Source organism: Nocardia sp. NPDC051756, assembly GCF_040681495.1.
Lineage (GTDB): Bacteria > Actinomycetota > Actinomycetes > Mycobacteriales > Mycobacteriaceae > Nocardia.
This window is the reverse complement of record NZ_JBFAYV010000005.1, coordinates 187,882-207,069: the sequence shown is the minus strand read 5'-3', so window position 1 is coordinate 207,069 and position 19,188 is coordinate 187,882. Positions and strand designations below refer to the sequence as shown.

The 19,188-nt window shown below is 67.8% G+C and carries 14 protein-coding genes; 8 read left to right on the top strand and 6 right to left on the bottom strand.

The features are described 5' to 3' along the window. Positions 1–618: a class I SAM-dependent methyltransferase gene (locus tag AB0M22_RS22880; protein ID WP_364730257.1), complete on the bottom strand. Its 618-nt coding sequence runs from the start codon at positions 616–618 to the stop codon at positions 1–3. A 154-nt stretch (positions 619–772) separates the two neighbouring features. Here AB0M22_RS22880 and AB0M22_RS22875 point away from each other — a divergent pair, with 154 nt between their 5' ends. Then, positions 773–2,272 carry a PucR family transcriptional regulator ligand-binding domain-containing protein gene (locus AB0M22_RS22875; protein WP_364730254.1) on the top strand — a complete coding sequence of 500 codons (1,500 nt, stop codon included), beginning with the start codon at positions 773–775 and terminating at the stop codon, positions 2,270–2,272. A 21-nt stretch (positions 2,273–2,293) separates the two neighbouring features. Here AB0M22_RS22875 and pucD read toward each other — a convergent pair whose 3' ends face one another. Beyond that, a complete protein-coding gene (gene pucD, locus AB0M22_RS22870; RefSeq protein ID WP_364730251.1) occupies positions 2,294–4,666 on the bottom strand; it encodes a xanthine dehydrogenase subunit D in 2,373 nt (790 codons plus the stop codon). A gap of 116 nt (positions 4,667–4,782) precedes the next feature. Between pucD and AB0M22_RS22865 the strand changes: the two genes are divergently transcribed. Continuing rightward, positions 4,783–5,577 carry a GntR family transcriptional regulator gene (locus tag AB0M22_RS22865; protein ID WP_364730248.1) on the top strand — a complete coding sequence of 265 codons (795 nt, stop codon included), beginning with the start codon at positions 4,783–4,785 and terminating at the stop codon, positions 5,575–5,577. 3 nt (positions 5,578–5,580) lie between these two features. Here AB0M22_RS22865 and AB0M22_RS22860 read toward each other — a convergent pair whose 3' ends face one another. Beyond that, positions 5,581–6,576, bottom strand: a complete 996-nt coding sequence (locus tag AB0M22_RS22860) for an amidohydrolase family protein (RefSeq protein WP_150401778.1) — start codon at positions 6,574–6,576, stop codon at positions 5,581–5,583. Between the two features lie 433 nt (positions 6,577–7,009). Between AB0M22_RS22860 and AB0M22_RS22855 the strand changes: the two genes are divergently transcribed. The 6 genes from AB0M22_RS22855 to AB0M22_RS22830 are packed head-to-tail and all read left to right on the top strand — an operon-like array spanning position 7,010 to position 14,316. Continuing rightward, entirely contained in the window at positions 7,010–8,425 is a 1,416-nt protein-coding gene (locus AB0M22_RS22855) for an amidohydrolase (protein ID WP_364730245.1), read from the top strand. Next, positions 8,422–9,906: a nucleobase:cation symporter-2 family protein gene (locus AB0M22_RS22850; protein ID WP_364730242.1), complete on the top strand. Its 1,485-nt coding sequence runs from the start codon at positions 8,422–8,424 to the stop codon at positions 9,904–9,906. The genes AB0M22_RS22855 and AB0M22_RS22850 overlap by 4 nt, the downstream gene beginning before the upstream one ends. Further along, on the top strand, positions 9,903–11,249 hold the full coding sequence (locus AB0M22_RS22845) for a nucleobase:cation symporter-2 family protein (RefSeq protein ID WP_364730239.1): 1,347 nt from the start codon (positions 9,903–9,905) through the stop codon (positions 11,247–11,249). Before AB0M22_RS22850 ends, AB0M22_RS22845 begins: the two co-directional genes overlap by 4 nt. A gap of 49 nt (positions 11,250–11,298) precedes the next feature. Further along, positions 11,299–11,937: a UbiX family flavin prenyltransferase gene (locus AB0M22_RS22840; protein WP_364730237.1), complete on the top strand. Its 639-nt coding sequence runs from the start codon at positions 11,299–11,301 to the stop codon at positions 11,935–11,937. Further along, positions 11,934–13,337: a UbiD family decarboxylase gene (locus AB0M22_RS22835; RefSeq protein WP_364730234.1), complete on the top strand. Its 1,404-nt coding sequence runs from the start codon at positions 11,934–11,936 to the stop codon at positions 13,335–13,337. Before AB0M22_RS22840 ends, AB0M22_RS22835 begins: the two co-directional genes overlap by 4 nt. Beyond that, positions 13,330–14,316, top strand: a complete 987-nt coding sequence (locus AB0M22_RS22830) for a GTP-binding protein (protein WP_364730231.1) — start codon at positions 13,330–13,332, stop codon at positions 14,314–14,316. The genes AB0M22_RS22835 and AB0M22_RS22830 overlap by 8 nt, the downstream gene beginning before the upstream one ends. A gap of 97 nt (positions 14,317–14,413) precedes the next feature. Here AB0M22_RS22830 and xdhC read toward each other — a convergent pair whose 3' ends face one another. From xdhC to AB0M22_RS22815, 3 genes are read right to left on the bottom strand one after another with little or no spacing between them, the layout of a single operon-like run. Beyond that, positions 14,414–15,232, bottom strand: coding sequence for a xanthine dehydrogenase accessory protein XdhC (gene xdhC, locus AB0M22_RS22825; RefSeq protein WP_364730230.1), 819 nt, complete (start codon positions 15,230–15,232; stop codon positions 14,414–14,416). Next, positions 15,225–17,624 (bottom strand): xanthine dehydrogenase molybdopterin binding subunit, encoded by a 2,400-nt coding sequence (xdhB, locus tag AB0M22_RS22820; RefSeq protein WP_364730227.1) that lies wholly within the window; start codon positions 17,622–17,624, stop codon positions 15,225–15,227. Before xdhB ends, xdhC begins: the two co-directional genes overlap by 8 nt. After that, a complete protein-coding gene (locus AB0M22_RS22815; protein ID WP_364730224.1) occupies positions 17,621–19,096 on the bottom strand; it encodes an FAD binding domain-containing protein in 1,476 nt (491 codons plus the stop codon). The genes xdhB and AB0M22_RS22815 overlap by 4 nt, the downstream gene beginning before the upstream one ends. Between the last annotated feature and the right edge of the window lie 92 nt (positions 19,097–19,188).

Here is a 19,188-nt window from a genome sequence, read left to right as displayed (position 1 = left end):
TCATGCACCCGCGCGCGAGAACACCGCCACCAAGAAGTCGGACTCGTCGGTGAACGGGCGTAGATCCCACGTCGAGAGCCGCGAATCCACCGTGAGTCCGGCGGCCTCGGCGTCGGTCAGGAACTGCGGGAATTCGTAACCACGATCGGCGCCGAACCCGACGACTACCCGGCCGGACGGCGCGAGATGGCGGGCGAATCCGGCCAGCACCGCCTGCCGGGTGGATGGCGCCACGAAGGTCATGACGTTGCCCGCGCACACGACGACATCGAAGTCGGCGGCGATACCGCGGCTCGGCAAGTCCAGCTCGGCGAGATCACCGACTATCCAGGTCGGCCCCGGATAGTCCTGCTCCGCCGCGGCGATCAACACCGGATCGACGTCGACGCCGACCACGACGTGGCCGACGCGGTGCAGGTAGCCGCCCACGCGTCCCGGGCCGCACCCCGCGTCCAGCACCCGGCTGCCGCGCTCGAGCATCGCGTCGACCAGCCGCGCCTCCCCGAAGATGTCCGTGCCATCGGCCGCCAGAGCCCGGAAGCGTTCCACATAAGACGTCGAGTGCGCAGGGTTGGCAGCGGTCAGCTGCTCCCACTGACTGGGGATACGTCCGCTCATGGTCAGTTCCTCCTCGCTCGGGCCCGTGCGCGGTTCACTGTGCCACCGTCGTGCTGATCGGTAGCGCACGCCCCGCACCACCGCCCGGTCGTCGTGGATGTTCGCGCCAAAATATCTGGGACAGTTCTGAATCGCCGCCGGTAAGTTGGCTACTGTGCGATTGCGATCCCTGCTCACCCTGGCTGACCTGGGCTTGGAACTCCTTGTCGGCGAGGAAGATCAGGACCGCTTCGTGCGCTGGGTGGTCACGACGGATCTGCTCGATCCCCGGCGTTACTTGTCCGGAGGTGAGCTGGTGCTCACCGGGTTGCATTGGCGGCAGCATCCTGCCGACAGCGAGTCGTTCGTCTCGGCGCTGGCCGACGCGGGAGTGGCTGGCCTGGTCGCGGGCCAAGCCCGGTACGGCGGCGTGCCGCAGGACGTCGTCGACGCTTGCCGGCGCCACCGGATACCGCTGTTCCGGCTGCCGGTCACCGTCGGCTTCGCGATCGTGACCGAATACATCAACCGCATGTTCGCCACCGGTCGCGCCACGGATCTGCGTGCGGCGTTGCGGCGCAACCGTGAGTTGGCGGCCGGCGACGGGCTCGACTCGGTGCTGACGTTGATCGAACGCGACTTCGGTCTGCGCTGCTGGGTGATGTCGTCGACCGGTCGTCTGGTGGCCGGCTCGACACCGCCGCCTCCCATCGCGGTCAGCGCCTTTCTCGCGGCGGAGAACCTGCCCGTGGTGCTGCGCGATGCCGAGCTGCCGTGCAGTGTCTTCGCGGTCGATGAGCGCCGCGTCGCCCGGGCGGGGGACTGGCTGCTGGTCTTCGCGGCCGACTACACCGAATGGCCCGCGGAGCGGCGCGCGATGGTCACCGATCTGGCCGCTGTCGTTGCGCTGGAACATGCCCGTGCCGACGATGAGCAGCGCGCCGAGGTGCGGCTCGCGCAGGAGCTCGTCGAGCAGATCGTGGCCGGGGCCGAACTCCCGGACATCCTGGTGCGGCTGGAGCTGACCGGCCTCGCGCCGGCCGCGGCGTATATCGCGGTGGCGGCGATGATGGACGCGGATATGTTGCGCCCGAACGAATTACGCGCGCTGCTACGCGAGATCCTGCACGGCGGCGGGCCGGCGGTCGCGGTGGTGGGCGGCCACGCGATCGCAGTGCTGCCGGCTCACCCGGATGCCGTCGAGGACATCACCCGGATTGTCGCGGTGTTGGCGCCCGGCCTGCACGGTAGTCGGCTCGCGGTCGGCGTCAGTGGTGTCGCCGACCGCGCCGGGCTGCGCGTAGCGGTCGAACAGGCCCGCGCGGCGTGCCGGCTGGCGGCCGGCGGCGGCGGGCGGGACAGCGTCGTCGGGTACGACGAGCTGACTGCCCGGACGCTGCTGCTGGCCGGAGTCCCCGAAGACGTACGCCTGATATTCCAGACCCGTCTGCTGCACCCGCTGCGCACCTACGACCGGCTGCACCGGGCCGACCTCGTCCACACCCTCGAAAAGTTCATCGAGGTCTCCGGCGCCTGGACCAGATGCGCTGAGCTGCTGCACATCCACGTCAACACGCTGCGCAGCCGCATCCAGCGCATCGAAGACCTGACCGGTCGCGACTTGTCCCGCCTCGAAGACCGAGCGAATTTCTTTCTGGCGCTCGCGCTTCGGTAGCCGGTCCGAGCCGGCCGCCGGTCACGACGCCCTCATCGGATCCAACGCGATGTCGCTCGGACGCACGGGAATCCGCGGCAGTTCCAGTCCCGTGGCGTTGCGCAACGCGTTCAGGATGGCGGGCGTGGCGGACAGCGTGGGTGGTTCGCCCACTCCGTTGAGTCCATAGGGCGAATCCGGGTGCGCGAACTCGAACAGGGTGATCGGCATCGGCGGCACATCGAGAATGGTCGGGATCAGGTAGTCGGTGAACGACGGGTTGCGTACCTTCCCTTCGTGATCCACGAGGATCTCTTCCATCAGTGCCAAGCCGAGGCCCTGCGCGCTGCCGCCCTCGATCTGACCTTCGACGGCCATCGGATTCATCGCCTTACCCACATCCTGGGCCACGGCGAGTTCGACGACCCGCACCAGGCCGAGGTCGACATCGACGTCGACCACGGCGCGGTGCGCGCAGAACGCGAACGCGATGTGCGCGTTGCCCTGGCCGCGCTCCGGGTCGATGCCCTGGGTCGGCCGGTGGTGATACTCGTAGACCCGTTCCAAGGTGTCCGTTCCGACCATATCGGCGATCGGGACCACCGATTCATCGGTCAGCACGTCGACGATCGCGTTGTCCCGAAGGACGAGCGTGGTGGCGCTTCGGCCGGTTGCTTCCGCGGCCCGGCGCACGAGCTCCGACGCGAGTTGCCGGCACGCGCCCTGCACGGCGCCACTCGACATCCAGGTCATCCGGGACGCGGACGCGGAACCGGCGTCGCCGATCTGGGTGTCGGCAGGCAGCACCACCACTCGGGTGACGCCGAGCTCGGTGGTCGCGATCTGCGACTGCACGGTCGTGATGCCTTGTCCGCATTCGGCCGCGGCGGTATGGATCGACACCACCGGTTCGCCGGCCGTGACGGAAAGCAGCACCCGGGCCGTGGAGATGTCGTCGACGCCGCCCGAGTAGCCGATCGCCTTGACGCCCACCGCGTAGCCGATTCCCCGCCGCAGGCCTTCGCCGTGGGTGCTGTTGCCGACCCCGCCCGGCAGCATGCGCAGGTCGTCGCTCGTCTGCGCCGCCGGCAGCGGTCTGGCGCGCAGCGCCTCGAGCAGTTCCCGGACCGGGGCAGGCCCGTCGACCGCTTGGCCGGTCGGTAATACGGTCCCGGTGGTCATCGCGTTCTTCAGCCGCAGTTCGAGCGGATCCATCCCGAGTTCGCGGGCGAGCTTGTCCATATTGGATTCGCAACCGTAGGCCGACTGCACCGCGCCGAAACCGCGCATCGCCCCACACGGCGGATTGTTGCTGTAGACGGCCAGCCCATCGATCTCCGCGTGCTCGACCGCGTACGCCCCCGCCACGAAGTAGGAGGCGTTCGCGATCACGACCGGGGAGGTCGAGGTGTAGGCCCCACCATCGAGCACCAGCCGTGCCTTGACGTAGACGAGCCGGCCGTCCCGGGTAGCGCCGTGCTCGTAGCGCATCTTCGCGGGATGTCGATGAACGTGGCCGAAGAACGATTCGTAGCGGTTGTACGCCATCTTCACCGGCTTGCCGAGGTGCAGCGCCAGCATGCAGGCATGGACGTGCACCGACAGATCCTCGCGGCCACCGAAGGCGCCGCCCACCCCCGCCATGGTCAGCCGGACCTTGTCCGGCGGTAGTGCGAGACAGGGGGCGAGCTGTTCGAGATCCTTGTGCAGCCATTGCGAGGAGACGTACAGATCCACTCCGCCATCGGCGGCCGGAACGGCGAGACCCGATTCGGGACCGAGGAAGGCTTGATCCTGCATGCCCACCTCGTAGTCGCCGACGACCACGACCTCTGCTCGCGCGCGTGCCTCGTCCATATCGCCGTGGCGAATCTTGACGTGCCGCACCAGATTCGACCCCTCGTGAATGGACCGGGTCGCCGGATCGAGGGCCCGCTCGGCATCGGTGACCGGTGCCATGAGGTCGTAGTCAACGGTCACCAATTCGGCGGCGCGCCGGGCGGTTTCGGGGTGGTCCGCGGCCACCAGCGCCACCGGTTCGCCCTGGTACCGGACCTGGTCGATGGCGAGCACGGGCTGGTCGGCGACCTTCATCCCGTAGGTCTTCGCGCCGGGGACATCCTCGTGGGTCAGGACCGCGTGCACGCCGTCGACCGCCAACGCCTTGCTTATATCGATCGATCGGATGCGCGCCGCCGCGTGCGGACTGCGCACGGTGGTGGCCCAGACCATGCCGTCGATCCACAGATCCGACGAATACGCGAATTCGCCGGTCACCTTGAGCGCGCCGTCCGGCCGCAACGCGCTGCTGCCGACGCCCTTTCCCTCGTGCGTTCGGGCGGCACGCACCATGGCTGTCTTCGGGACCGCCGCGCCTGGTGATGGGGTTCGACCTGTGCCGGTTGCGCTGCTCATGAGCTGACTCCTTGGATGGACGGGCGCTTCGAGACGCCTGGAGAACGACCTCGACGGAGGCCGTGGAAGTTGCATGTAATATTGCGGGCACTTGCCGGAAAGGGAGGTGTGCCGCCATGTCCGAGTCGCCAGCGCTGGAGAGCAACGCTTCCGGCGAACTTCTCACCGATCGCACCTACGAGGCCCTGAAGGCCGCGATTCTCCGTAATCAACTGACGCCGGGAACGGCGCTCAGCGTGCCCGAACTCGCCCGCCAGCTCGAGGTGAGCCGCACTCCGGTGCGCGAGGCGGTACAGCGTTTGATCTATGAGGGTCTGGCCGACCATGTGTCGCGCCGCGGCGCCGAGGTCAGCAAGGTCGATATCGCTGACCTGCGGCAACTGTATGTAGTGCGGGAATCGCTGGAGGGCTTGTCCGCGCGGCTGGCGACCGAGAACCTCGACCAGGGCGGTCTGGCCACGTTGCGCGAGATCGTGGCCGAACACGAACGCGTCCTCGGCAGCGGCGCGGATAACGCCGCGCATATCGAGCTGGATGTCCGGTTTCACCGCACCTTGCGTGACATCGCCGCGAATGCCCACCTGACGGCAGCGCTGGAACCGATCGCCGGCCGGTCGCACCTCGCACTGCATTCCCTGTGGCGCGGTAAGGACGCTCCCCGGCTCGCGCTGGACGAGCACATCCAGATCGTCGACGCGATGGCCGCCGGCGATCCGGAGTTCGCCGAAACCGTTGCGCGGCGCCACATTTCCCGACTTCGAGTGCGGCTGTCCCAGGCGACGACCCGCGACGACCGGTCCGGCGGCACACCGCGCCGGCGAAACTTCTCGCTGCTCGTCGGCGACGACGGATCCCCGGACCCGGCAGGGCGCGCACACCGTCGTACGCGCCCCGTCGAGACCCCGCGCTAGCGGCTACTTCGCGGCATCCAATGCCGCTTCCTCGGCCCAGGCCGACGGGGTGTAGCCGCTGTAATGATCGGCGTGCGAGTTGGTGGCCGAGGCCTGTGGGACCTCGCCGCGCAGATACGCCTCGGCCTCGGCCTTGTCCTTGGGCGGCGGCGTCGGGGCCAGCCCGAGCAGTTTCGCCATATTGTTGCCCAGATAACCCTCGAGGTCGTCCTCGGACAAACTCAGCCCCTGTGGCGGCTCGTGGCACAGGACCTCGAGCTCGCGCGCCCACATCCCCGGCTCGTTCGGCGGTGAGTCGGTGCCGAAAACCATTTTGCTCTTCTTCATCTCCTTCGCGAATTCCACGATCCGCGATTGGAGCAACCAGCCGGATTCGCCGATGACGTTCGTCGAATCCTGGATCATCCAGAATGCCTCGAAACAGTAGACGCCACCGGTTTGGATGCCGAAATGCCCGAGTATGAAGTTCACCCCGGGGAATTCCCGGATGATCGGATAGAACTGGGTCGGAATCGAATACGGGCCGTCGCCGGTGTGGATGAGCACCGTGACGCCGAGTTCGTCGCAGACCCGCAGGGCGGGACGCAGCCAATCCAGCGCCCGATCCGGGCGGTACGAGTGCATGTTGGCATGGAGCTTCATCATCTTGTAGCCGTGTTCGCGCACATGGAACGCCAATTCGGCGGCGCCGTTCTCCGGTCCGAAGCGCGGGTTGTAGATGAAGTTTCCGACGAAACGGTCCGGATAGTTCTGCACCAGCGACGTGATATAGGCCTGGTAATCCCGGATGCCCTCGCGGCCGCTGCGATTACCCTCACGCCAGGCCGTATTTCCGGGCGGCGGCATGATGCAACTGACGTCTACCCGGCGCGGCTTGCCATTGATCCACAACGGGCCGTCCATCATGGCGAGAGTGCGCTCACCGGTGAATGGTTCACCGGTATGACGCCACGCCTCGTCGACGAGATTTGTCGGATGGACGTGCGTATCGATGATCATCGTGGCTCTCCTTGATCAGGTCGGGATGAGATCCCCGGCCGCGAGATACCGCACCTACGGGCCGCTTCATGGACGCGGCGGCGAGCCGGCCCGACGCCGACTCGATGGCTCCGAGTTCAGCACAAGGCCGCGAGGGTGTCAACAGATTGCATGTAATCTTTGATCGATCGATTTTCATGTTTTCCCAGCTCAGGTGGGCTATCATTCTGCGCCTCGCACCGGGTCGGCGGCGAAATCGAGGGTTGACAGCAGCGGGCCTGCCAGGTTTACATGTATTTGCGACGGCCCTAGCGGCCGAGTCGCACTGCCGGTGACCTCCCGATCCTGGGTTAAACCGTTCGGCGATCGCCAGGGCTCTGCCCTGGCCGGGAGTCAGCTCCCTTCGCTCACGGATTTGAGGCGGCTCGGCCGCCTGGGAAAGGCAGAGGCGGCCATGGCACCTCCATCCCCCAAACGCTGCGATCTTCTGCTCACCGGCGGAACGGTGATCACCGTCGACGACGCCCGCAACGTCCATCTACCCGGCGCCGTCGCGGTCTCCGGTTCGCGGATCGTCGCGGTCGGCACCGCGTCCGACCTCGCCGACTGGCGCGCGGACACCGTCATCGACTGCGGCGGCCGGGCCGTGCTGCCCGGCTTCGTCGACGGCCACAGCCATCTAGCCCAGGCGCTGGCCCGCGGGCTGGGCGAGGGCATGTCGATCGTGCCCTGGCTGTGTGAGTTCATGTGGCCCTACTCGATCGCGATGACCCGCGAGGACGCGGTCGCGGCGGCCCGCCTCGGCGCGGTCGAGGCGCTGCGCGCCGGCACCACCACCGTCATCGACAACCATTACGCGCCCAGCGATTCGGCCACCACGCTCGCGGTCGCCGACGTCATCGAGGACGCCGGGCTGCGCGGTGCGGTCGCCAGGGGAGTGATCGGCGACCGCACCGCGATCGCGGCCCGGCGTGGCCAGCCGTCGGGATTGTTCCGGTACGGCAACGCCGACGAACTCGCGATCACTCGCGAAGCGATGCAGCATCGCCCGCGCGGCTCGAAGGTCGAGGTATGGCCCGCGCCCCTGAACCTCACCTATGTGGATCAGGAGGTGGTGCGCGGTTGCGTCGAGCTCGCCGCGGAGTTCGACACTCGATGGCATACCCATTGTTGCGAAAGCAGCGGTGACCCAACGAGTTACGTCGAGGAGTACGGGCTGCGGCCGGTGCAATGGCTGGACAAGGAGGGCCTGCTCGACCACCGGGCGACCCTGGCCCATGCCCTCTGGCTCGACGAGCACGAAATCGAACGGGTCGGCGCGGCCGGCGCCGGGGTCGCGCACAATCCGGCCTCGAACGCCTATCTCGCCTCGGGCACAATCCGGCTGCGCGAACTCCGAAAGCACGGCGCCACAGTGGCTCTCGGCAGCGACGGGCCCAGCTGCGGGCACCGGCAAGACCTGTTCGAGGCGATGAAGCTGTCGATCTTCGCGCAGCGGCTGGCCACACTGGACCCTACCGCCGCACGCGCCGAAGACGCGCTCGTGCTCGCCACCCGCGAGGGCGCGCAGTACGCCGGTATCGACGCAGGCGTGCTCGAACCGGGCCGGCTCGCCGACATCATCGTCGTCGGCCTGGACCGGCCGCATCTGCGCCCGCTGCATCGCGCGGTGAGCTCGCTGGTCTACTCGGCGCGTGGCTCGGACGTCGAGACCACGATCGTCGGCGGGCGAGTCGTCTACGACAAGGGCCGGTGCCTGCTGGTCGACGAAGAAGCGGCGATGGCACAGGCGCAGTACCGCGCCGAACGACTGGTCACCCGCGCGGGCATGACGGCACTGCGCCTGCCGTGGGGCCAGGAGCAGTCATGAAATTCCCCGCCCGTGGTTCGACCGCAGGGTCGAGAGACCCCGTCGATACGGTCCCGCCACTACGCCACCTGATCCCGCTCGCTGTGCAGCACGTGATCGTCGCCTATTCCGGCATGGTCACGCTACCGCTGGTCATCGGATTGGGCATCGGCTTGTCGCCGGCCCAGATCACCACGCTGGTCACCGCGAACGTCTTCGTCAGCGGCCTGGCCACCTTGCTACAGACCCTCGGCCTGTTCAATGTCGGCGTCAAGCTGCCCATCGTCATGGGCTCCACCTTCACCGGCATCGCGCCGGCCATTATCGTGGGCACGAGCGCAGGCCTGCCCGCGGTCTTCGGCGCGACCATCGTGGTCGGCCTGCTCACCTGGGTGATCGCACCCTGGTTCGCCAAGCTGACCCGGTTCTTCCCGCCCATCGTGACCGGCACGACCATCGCGATCATCGGCTTCTCCCTGGTGCCGAAGACGGCGACCCTGATCGCCGGATCCGCGACGGCGGCCGACCACGGCGGAGCCAAACGATTGCTGCTCGCCCTGGGCACCATCGTGCTGGTGGTGCTGCTCGAGCGGGTCGCTCGTCCCACCGTCGGCCGCTTCGCCATTCTCATCGCGCTGATCGTCGGGACCGCGGTGGCCTGGCCACTCGGGCTGACCGACTTTTCCGCGACTGCCGAGGTGCCCATATTCGGTGTGGTGCAACCATTTTCGTTCGGTACGCCGACCTTCGTCCTCGCCGCGATTCTGCCGATGCTCGTCGTGCAGGTGGTCAACATGGTGGAGTCGACGGGCGACACGCTGGCCACCGGCGTGGTGGTGGGGCGCGCGGTCGGCCCACCCGATATCGCTCGCGCACTGCGCGCGGACGGTGTGGGTACGGCGATTGCGGGTGTATTCAGCAGCTTCACCTTCGTGACGTTCGGCGGGAACGTCGGACTGGTCAGCATCACCCGGGTCATGAGCCGTTATGTCGTGGCGACCGCAGGGGCGATCCTGGTGATCATCGGCCTGATGCCCAAGCTCGGCGCGGTAGTGGCCTCCCTGCCGGGGCCGGTACTCGGCGGGATCGGGATGGTCATGTTCGGCACCGTCGGCGCGATCGGCATCAAGTTCATGATGGCGGCGGACTTCACCCAACCGCGAAACCATCTGATTGTCGCCATCCCTTTCGGATTCGGACTCATGCCGGTCGGAAATCCGGACTTCTACGCGCAGTTGCCCGGCCCGCTACAGACCGTGCTCACCAGCGGCATCGCCGCCGGCGGCATCGCCGCGTTCCTGCTGAATCTGCTGCTCAACGGGATCCCGCGGGACCAGCTCGACCATCCGGAGCTCGACGACGCACAGCCCGGCCAGTCCGAGTCCAGCCGAACGGACCCGGACCCCACCGAGGCCGGCCACACGGTCGGCACCGCCGAGAACGGTTCGACCGCAAGCGAACCCGCGCCCGATGCCCAGCCCACCGGTCGGGACGCGTCATGACAGCGGAACAATCGCCCGAACCGGCCGAAGCGTCCCCGGTCGACGAGCGGCTGCCCTTTACGTCGATGATGCTCTTGGCGCTGCAACACGCGCTGGTCATGTACGCGGGCGTCATCGTGGTCCCGATCGTGGTCGGCACGGCCCTTGGCCTGTCCGCCGCGGAGATCGCCAACCTGGTCAGCACCGACCTCGTGCTCGCCGGAGTCGGCACCTTGCTGCAAGCGCTGGGGCTGTGGAAATTCGGCATCCGGATGCCGCTGGTGGTCGGTGCGGCATCCAGCGGCATCGTCCCGATGGTGCTGATCGGCCAGAACCAGGGACTCCCGACCGTCTACGGCTCACTGCTGGTCGCCGGCGTGATCTGGGTGCTGGTCGCCCCCTACTTCAGCAAGCTGCTGAGACTGTTTCCCGCGGTGGTGACCGGCACGGTCATCACACTCATCGGCCTGACGCTCATCCCGGTCGGCGTACGCCTCATCGCGGGGTCCGATCCGAGCGATCCCGATTACGGCCGGCTGAGCCATCTCGCGCTCGCGGGTTTCACCATGGCTTCGATGGTGGTGTTCCGGCGACTGTTCCGTGGCATCGCCGGGCAGCTGTCCATTCTCTTGGCACTGGTCGCCGGGGCGATCGTCGGATGGTCGACCGGTGTGGGCAGCCTCGCCCACACCGGCGCCGGGCCGATCGTGGGAATGATGAGCCCGATGCACTTCGGCGCCTTGCAATTCCACCTTCCGTCGATCCTGCTCTTTCTCGTCATCGTGTTCGTGCTGATGGTCGAAGGCGCGGGGCAGGGACTGGCCGTCGGCGAGGTGGTGGGCAAGCCGGTCGGGCCGGACGACATCGCCCGGCTGCTCCGCGTCGACGGCCTGATGACGGCATTGAGCGGTGTGTTCAACGGCTTCGTCTACACCACCTTCGGTCAGAACATCGGCCTCATCGCGCTGACCCGGGTGCGGAGCCGGTATCCGGTGGCGCTCGTCGGTGTGCTGCTGCTGGTGCTGGGCATTATTCAGCCCGTCGGGCGGGTGGCGGCCGCGATCCCGGAGCCGGTGATCGGGGCGGCCGCGGTGGTCACTTTCGCAGCGTTGACCGTCTCCGGCATCCGGATCCTGTCGCGGGTGGATTTCGATCGGTCCAGCAACTTGATGCTCGTCATGCTGTCGCTGGGCATCGGGGTGATTCCCGCGTACGCGCCGCGCTTCTATCAGCAACTGCCCACCATGGCCGAGGTGTTCTTCAAGAGTGGCGTCGCCACCGGCACAGTGCTGGCGGTCGTGCTCAATCTCGTCTTCCACGCCCGTCGCCGCGATCGGAACACCGCGCGTATTCCGGCCGATTAGGCCCCCGCACACGCCATTTCACCGCCAGCCCGCCCACAGAGAGACCGTCATGACCGACGAATACCTAGACGGCGCAGGCCCGCCCGGCCGGCCTCGACTGATCATCGGAGTCACCGGCGCCAGCGCACCGCACCTCGCCGTCCATCTGCTCACGGCCCTCGCCCGGTTGAACACCGTGGAGACCCACCTGGTGGTTTCCCGCGCGGCGCATCGCACCCTCGATCTCGAGGCCGACCTGCGCGCCGACGACCTGGCCGGGCTCGCGGACGTCTACCACCAACGCGGGGATATCGCGGCGACCATCGCTTCCGGATCCTTCCTCACCATGGGCATGGTCGTGGTGCCCTGCTCGATGAAGACGCTGGCCGGTATCGCGCACGGCTACTCCGATGATCTGCTCACCCGAGCCGCCGATGTCTGTCTCAAGGAGCGCCGCCGCCTGGTGCTGGTCACCCGCGAGACACCGTTGAGCCTCGTGCACCTGCGCAACATGACGGCGGTGACCGAAGCGGGGGCGATCGTGCTGCCGCCGGTGCCCGCGTTCTATCCGCGGCCCGCGTCCATCGAGGACCTGCTCGCGCACGTGAGCGGCAAAATCCTCGACCAATTCGGCCTCGAGCACGACCTGTATCGCCGTTGGCGCGGAGCGGGATCCGCCGCCCAGTTGACCGGAGGGGCCGTCCGATGACGTATTCCGAACTGTCCCCACGACAGGACCCGCACGCTTTTCTCGAGCAATACCTCGCGGCACATCCCGACGACGTACTGACCGTCGACGACGCGATCTCGGCGGACCAGGGCGTCACCGGCTTGATCTATGCCCTCGCCGCCCGGGGCCGGGACGAAATGCTGGTGTGCCGCAAGGTGAATGGCGTCTCGGTCCCCGTGGTGAGCAACGTGTTCGCCTCGCGCCGCCGGATCGCGCGCCTGCTCGAGGTGGGACCGGAGAGTCTGCACCAGGCGTTCGCGGCGCGGGCGGCCCGGCCGCTGGCCCCGCGGCGCGTCGATTCGGGGCCGATCCTCGAGGTCGTGCACACCGGCGCGGACGTCGACCTGGCGACGGTGCCGATGCTGCGGCACTTCGCCTCGGACCGGGCGCCCTACATCACCAGCGGCATCATCGTCGCGGCGGATCCCGATACCGGTACCGGAAACCTGAGCTATCACCGCTCGATGGTCCACTCGCCCAACGAATTAGCGACCAGTCTGCATTCACGGGGAGACCTGTGGCGGATCCTGGCGCGCTACGCGGACCGGGGGGAGCCGATGCCGGTCGCCATGGTGATCGGCGGCCATCCGTTGTTCATGCTCGCCGCGTCCGCGCGGGTCGGCTACGAGGTCGACGAACGCTCGATCGCCGGTGGCCTGCTGGGTGAACCACTCGAGGTCGTACCGACTCCGGAGCACGGCATCGCGGTGCCGGCCTGGTCCGATTTCGTGCTGGAGGGCACGATCGACCCCGGCGCGCACGCAGCGGAGGGCCCGTTCGGTGAATTCTCCGGTTACTCCTCGAATCGGTCCACCAACAACCTGATTCGGGTCACCTCGATCATGCGCCGGCGGAACCCGATCCTGTTCGACGTCGAAGGCGGCAACACCGCCGAGCACCTCAACCTGGCCAGAATTCCGCGTGAGTCGGAGATGGCGGAGAAGCTCATCTCACGATTCCCGGACGTGACCGCCGTGCACTATCCGACGTCGGGAACCCACTTCCACTGCTATGTGGCGCTGCGGCAACGCAGGCCGGGGCAGGCGCGGCAGGTGATGCTGGGACTGCTCGGCTGGGACCCGTACGTCAAAACGGTCGTCGCCGTCGACAGCGACATCGATATCACCGACGACGCGGCGGTGCTGTGGGCGCTCGCCACCCACTTTCAGCCGCATCGCGACATCCTGACCGCCGACGGACTGCCCGGATCACCCTTGGATCCGTCCTCGACCAGCGACGGGACCACATCCCGGATGGGACTCGACGCGACGCGGGGGCCGGACTTCGAGGGCCGGCGGATCGAAATCTCGGAGGACGCGCTGGCCCATGCGCGAAAGATCCTCGAGCTGAGCACACCAACCGGAGGAATTCATGCCTGACCACGCCAAAATCCCGGTGACCGTCCTGACCGGATTTCTCGGTTCGGGAAAGACCACCCTGGTCAATCACATTCTGACGGCCAACCACGGCCATCGAATCGCGGTCATCGAGAACGAATTCGGCGAGATCCCCATCGACCACGATCTCGTGTTGAACGCGGACGAGAAGATCATCGAGATGAGCAACGGCTGCTGCCTGTGCTGCACGGCCCGCACCGACCTGATCGATATCCTGCACTCGCTGCTGGCGCGCAGTGATCGCTTCGATCGCATACTCGTCGAGACCAGTGGGCTCGCCGATCCGAACCCGGTCGCACAGACCTTCTTCGTGGACGAGGAGATCGCGCGGCACTTCGCGCTCGACGCCATCGTCACGCTGGTGGACGCCAAGCACGTGCGCACGCACCTCGCGGAGGTCGATCACCACGGTGTCGGCTCCCAGGTGTTCGACCAGATCGCGTTCGCGGACCGGGTGGTGATCAACAAGATCGATTTGGTCGATGCCGAAGCCGTTCGGGCAGTGCGGGATTCGGTGCGGGCGATCAATGCGACCGCGGACATCATCACCTCCGAGTACGCCGCGGTCGACCTCGCCGATGTGCTCGGTATCGGCGCGTTCGACATGGCCCGCACCCTGGCCGGCGATCCGCACTGGCTCGACGAGGACACCCATCAGCACGACCCCGACTTGACCTCGGTCGGCATCGAACTGGACGGCCGGGTCGATCATCGCGCGCTGGAGTCGTGGCTCGCCACCCATCTGGCCGAACGGGGTGATGACGTGTACCGGCTCAAAGGACTGTTCGCGGTCGAGGACGATAACCGCCGCTTCGTCCTGCAAGGCATTCACGCCTCCTTCGAGATTCGGCCGTCGGCGCCGTGGCAGGGCGAAAACCACACCGGCAAGGTCGTTTTCATCGGCCGTGACCTCGACCGCGCCGAACTCACCCGCGGCCTGCGGTCCTGCCTCGCGTCGTAATTCTTCGTCCACTCACCGGACGTGCCAGCGCTTTCGGTGCTGGCCCGTTCTGTGCGAGCCGGTGGCCGGACCGTGGTAACGCGGTCCGGCCACCGGCTCAGTGGCGTTGCTGTTCGAAGGCCAGCAGCAGGTTCGCCGCGACGCTCACCGCGATCGTGGCGGGTTCCTTTCCGGTGATCCCAGCCAGCCCGATCGGCGTGGTGATCCGGTCGATGGCGGCGGCCGCGTGACCGCCCTCGCCGGCCAGGCGCTGCCGGAACCGCGCCCATTTGGCGGCCGAGCCGATCAAGCCGATCGAGCCGAGATCGGTTGCGCGCAAAGCGGCGTCGCACAGCGCGGCGTCCTCGGCGTGATCGTGGGTCATGATCAGGATATGGGCGCCGGGCGGGAGCTCCGCGAGCACCTCCTCCGGCAGCAGCGGGGTGTGGTGCACATGTAGCTGGGCCACCGCGTCCCCGAGCACCCCGAGCCGTTCGTCGGTGAGGACATCGGGGCGGGTGTCGATCAGGTGCAGATCGAGGTCGTGACGCGCCAGGATCCGGGCCAGCTCCAGCCCGACGTGGCCGACGCCGAAGATCGCCACCACGGGTCCGACCGGCAGTGGTTCGAGCAGAACGGTGACCGCGCCGCCGCAGCATTGCACGCCGTGCCGGTTGGTGACCTTGTCGGTCAGGGCGAATTCCATCAGTTCCGGCTCCGGCGCGGGCGTGCCCATCAGCTCACGGGCCCGGTCGATCGCGACTGCCTCGATATTGCCACCGCCGATCGATCCCCAGGTCTCGGTTTGTCCCACAACGAGTTTGGCGCCGGCCCGGCGCGGCGCGTGGCCGCGCACGGCCGCGACGGTCAGCAGCCCGCCGGGTTCGCGGCGGGCACGCAACCGGGCGACCGCGGCCACCCAGGTCGAGTCAGACACGGCTCAAAGTGCTTGCGTCGGTGTGGATCTCGCCAGTGCTCCGAGTGGTTACGGTGGGTGTCCCGGCGCCTGCCCTGGCCGCTTCGATCGCCCAGTACACCGCCTCCGGTGTGGCGGGGGCGCCGAGGTACACGCTGATCCCGGCGGGTCCGAACGCCGCGGCGGCCGCCCGCAACGCCTCGCGCACCGAGAACGCCAGCATCAGCGGTGGCTCGCCCACCGCCTTCGACCCGTACACCGCGCCCGGTTCGGTGGCGTTCGCCAGCAGCGTCACGTTGAACACCTCGGGCATCTCCGAGAAGCTCGGCAGCTTGTAGGTGCTGGCCGCCTGCGTCAGCAGCCGGCCGCGGCCGGGCCCGTCGCCGGTGTCCCACCGCGGGTCCTCCAGGGTCAACCAGCCTGCGCCTTGCACGAATCCGCCCTCGACCTGGCCGATGTCGATCAGCGGCGAGAGACTGTCGCCGACGTCGTGCACGATGTCCACCCGCCGGATGCGGTAGGTGCCGGTGAAGCCGTCCACCTCCACCTCGGACGCGGCGGTGCCGTAGGCGAAGTACTTGAACGGTGTGCCCCGGAATGCCCGCGCATCCCAGTGCAGCCCTTCGGTGCGGTAGAAACCGGCCGCGGACAATTGAACTCGCTGCATGTACGCGGTGTGCACGAGCCGGTCCCAGTCCAGCTCTCGGTCGCTGCCGAGCGCACGCGCGACGCCGTCGACGATGCGGATATCGGTCGCGCCCGCACCCAGTTGACTGGCGGCGACCTGCGACAACCTCGCCCGCAGCTGCTCGCAGGCGTTCTTCACCGCGGCACCGTTGAGATCGGCGCCCGCGCTCGCCGCGGTGGCCGAGGTGTTGGGCACTTTATCGGTCCGGGTCGGCGCCAGGCGAACCTTGTCCAACGGTATGCCGAGGGTAGTCGCGGCGACCTGGAGCATCTTGGTGTGCAGACCCTGGCCCATCTCGGTGCCACCGTGGTTGATCAGCACCGAACCGTCCTTATAGATCAAGACGAGGGCGCCGCCCTGGTTGAAGGCGGTGAGGTTGAACGAAATCCCGAACTTGACCCCGGTGACCGCCAAGGCGCGCTTGGTGTGCGCGTGTGCGGCATTGAATACCGCGATCTCCCTGCGGCGTTCGGCGATGTCGCCCCGTTCGTGCACCTCCTGCCAGGTCCGCGAGATCCGTTCGGCATCAAGGACTTCCTGCCCGTAGGGCGTGTGCTGACCCGGTCGGTAGAAGTTGCGCTCCCGCAATTCGGTCGGGTCCAGGCCGAGCAGTGGTGCGCACCGGCCCAGGATGTCTTCGATGACGAGCATCCCCTGCGGGCCGCCGAAGCCGCGGAAAGCGGTGTTGGACACCTTGTTGGTCTTCGCGATGCGACCGGCGATCCGCGCGTTGGGGATCCAGTAGATGTTGTCGATGTGGCACAGCGCGCGGGCCAGCACCGGTTCGGACAGGTCCAGGCTCCAACCGCCGTCCGCGGTCAAGGTCGCGTCCAATGCGCGCAGCCGCCCGTCGGCATCGAACCCGACCCGCCACCGTGCATGGAACCCGTGCCGCTTGCCGGACATCGTCATATCCTGAGTTCGATTGAGCCGCAAGCGAACCGGACGCCCCGTGCGGAGGGCGCCGAGCGCCGCGACCGCCGCGAAACCGTGCGGCTGCATTTCCTTGCCGCCGAAGCCGCCACCCATCCGCAGGCACTGCACGGTCACCTCGTGGCTGTGCAGGCCGAGCACGTGGGCGATGATTTCCTGGGTCTCCGAGGGGTGCTGGGTACTGCTCTGCACGAACAGCTGCCCGCTCTCGTCGACGTGCGCGAGTGCGGCGTGCGTCTCGAGATAGAAGTGCTCCTGATCGGCGAAGTGGAATTCGCCGCTGAACACGTGCGCCGCTTCGGCGAAACCGGCCTCCACGTCGCCGCTGTGCACCGTCGGCTGGGCGCCGTGAAAACTCTCGGCCGCGATGGCCTCGGTCACAGTGATCAACGCGGGTCGCTCGTCCAGCTCGACCGTGACCGCGGCCGCACCCAGGCGGGCGGATTCCAGGGTCTCGCCGAGCACCCAGCACACCGCGTGACCGTAGAACATGACCGTGTCCGGGAACAGCGGCTCGTCGTGTTTCATCCCGGCGTCGTTGACGCCGGGTACGTCGGCGGCGGTGAGCACCCGCACCACGCCCGGTACGGCCAGCGCGGCCTCGGTGCGCAGTGCGGTGATCCGTCCGTGCGCGTGCATCACCTGCACCGGGTAGGCGTGCAACGCGTCCTTGGTGCGGTGGACCAGATCGTCGGTGTACAGCGCGGCGCCGGTGACGTGCAGAGACGCGCTCTCGTGTGGCATCGGGACGCCGACGACCGGGTTGTCCGGCCGCTGCGACAGGTGACTCATGACTCGACCTCGATCGTGCTCTGTGCGTACAGCTTTCGCAGGCTCTGACCGAGCATGGCGGAGCGGTATTCGGCGCTGGCACGATGATCGCCCAGCGGCGTGCCTTCCGAACGCAGTGTCCGGGCGGCGGATTCAACGGTGTCCGCCGACCATGGCCGGCCCGTGAGCGCCGCTTCGGTCGCCCGGGCGCGGATCGGAGTGGCGGCGACGCCACCCAGGCCGATGCGCGCCGCCCGGACCATCCCGTCCTCGATGTCCAGGGCGAAAGCCACTGCCACGCTGGAGATGTCGTCGAAGCGGCGTTTGGCGATCTTGTGGAACGCCACCACCGGCGCCAGCGGCAGCGGGATGCGCACGGCGCGGATCAGCTCGTCCGGCCGGCGTATGGTGCGCCGGTAGCCGGTGAAGTAGTCGGCGAGGTCGACCTCTCGCTCACCGTCGGCGTCGGCGAGCACCAGCGATGCGCCGAGCGCGAGCAGCGCGGGCGGGCTGTCGCCGATGGGCGAGCCGGTACCCAGGTTGCCGCCCAGCGTCGCGCCGTTGCGGATGAGCCGGGAGGCGAACTGCGGGAACAACTCCGTGAGCAGCGGTACTCGGCCGCCGAGGCGTCGTTCGATCTCGGTGAGCGACAGAGCGGCCCCGATATCGATTCGATTGGGCTCCACGCGCAGACCCCGCAACTCGGGGAGACGATCGATCGCGATCACGTAATCCGCCCGCCGGGCCCGGATATTCACCTCCACACCCCAGTCGGTGCAGCCCGCGACGGGCACCGCGTCGGGCCGATCCCGCAACAGCCGCGCTGCTTCGCGCAGGGATTCCGGCCTCCGGAACGTGCGGCCGTGCGTGGTGTATTCGGTGGCAACCGGCTCGGGCGGGGACAGCGCGCGGCGGCGCGCGAGCGGATCGTCGGCGCGCGGCGCACCGACGGCATACGCCGCGTCCCGGATCGGGCGATATCCGGTGCAGCGGCACAGGTTTCCGCTCAGTGCGTGCAGGTCGAAGCCATTGGGGCCGTGCTCGGCGGCGTCGGTATCCGGCTCGGCGCCGGCCGGATCCGGGGGAGCGCAGCGGTCGGGACGGTAGTATTCGGAGGCCATGCTGCAAATGAATCCCGGTGTGCAGTAACCACATTGCGAGCCACCCCGCACGGCCATCTCCTGTTGCACCGGATGCAGCGCGGCGGCGGTCCCCGGTGCGCCGGCGACGCCGAGTCCCTCGGCGGTGACGATCTCCTGACCATCGAAGGCGGCCGCCGGGACCAGACAGGAGTTGATCGCGACCCAATCGGTGGGTTGTTGTGTGCCCGGGCGGGCGACCATGATCGAACACGCGCCGCATTCGCCTTCGGCGCAGCCTTCCTTGGTTCCGGTGAGGCCGCTTTCCCGCAGGAAATCCAGGACGGTCGTGTGAGGTGCGGCCGGTGCGATCGGTACAGCCTTTCCATTGACCGTGATTCGCGCCGCTACCATGACACATGATCATTTCGGTGGTCGGTCGATGTGAATACCCAACTCGCCATTTCAACAGCTTTCTATTTCGCTAGCGCAGCCCGGAGAAGCCG

Bases quoted from the DNA above. Each gene is read 5' to 3' on its own strand.
- AB0M22_RS22855 (WP_364730245.1), top strand. From the start codon at position 7,010: ATGGCACCTCCATCCCCCAAACGCTGCGATCTTCTGCTCACCGGCGGA.
- AB0M22_RS22845 (WP_364730239.1), top strand. From the start codon at position 9,903: ATGACAGCGGAACAATCGCCCGAACCGGCCGAAGCGTCCCCGGTCGAC.
- pucD (WP_364730251.1), bottom strand. From the start codon at position 4,666: ATGAGCAGCGCAACCGGCACAGGTCGAACCCCATCACCAGGCGCGGCG.
- xdhB (WP_364730227.1), bottom strand. From the start codon at position 17,624: ATGAGTCACCTGTCGCAGCGGCCGGACAACCCGGTCGTCGGCGTCCCG.
- AB0M22_RS22865 (WP_364730248.1), top strand. From the start codon at position 4,783: ATGTCCGAGTCGCCAGCGCTGGAGAGCAACGCTTCCGGCGAACTTCTC.
- AB0M22_RS22840 (WP_364730237.1), top strand. From the start codon at position 11,299: ATGACCGACGAATACCTAGACGGCGCAGGCCCGCCCGGCCGGCCTCGA.
- AB0M22_RS22835 (WP_364730234.1), top strand. From the start codon at position 11,934: ATGACGTATTCCGAACTGTCCCCACGACAGGACCCGCACGCTTTTCTC.
- AB0M22_RS22830 (WP_364730231.1), top strand. From the start codon at position 13,330: ATGCCTGACCACGCCAAAATCCCGGTGACCGTCCTGACCGGATTTCTC.
- AB0M22_RS22850 (WP_364730242.1), top strand. From the start codon at position 8,422: ATGAAATTCCCCGCCCGTGGTTCGACCGCAGGGTCGAGAGACCCCGTC.
- AB0M22_RS22880 (WP_364730257.1), bottom strand. From the start codon at position 618: ATGAGCGGACGTATCCCCAGTCAGTGGGAGCAGCTGACCGCTGCCAAC.
- AB0M22_RS22860 (WP_150401778.1), bottom strand. From the start codon at position 6,576: ATGATCATCGATACGCACGTCCATCCGACAAATCTCGTCGACGAGGCG.
- AB0M22_RS22815 (WP_364730224.1), bottom strand. From the start codon at position 19,096: ATGGTAGCGGCGCGAATCACGGTCAATGGAAAGGCTGTACCGATCGCA.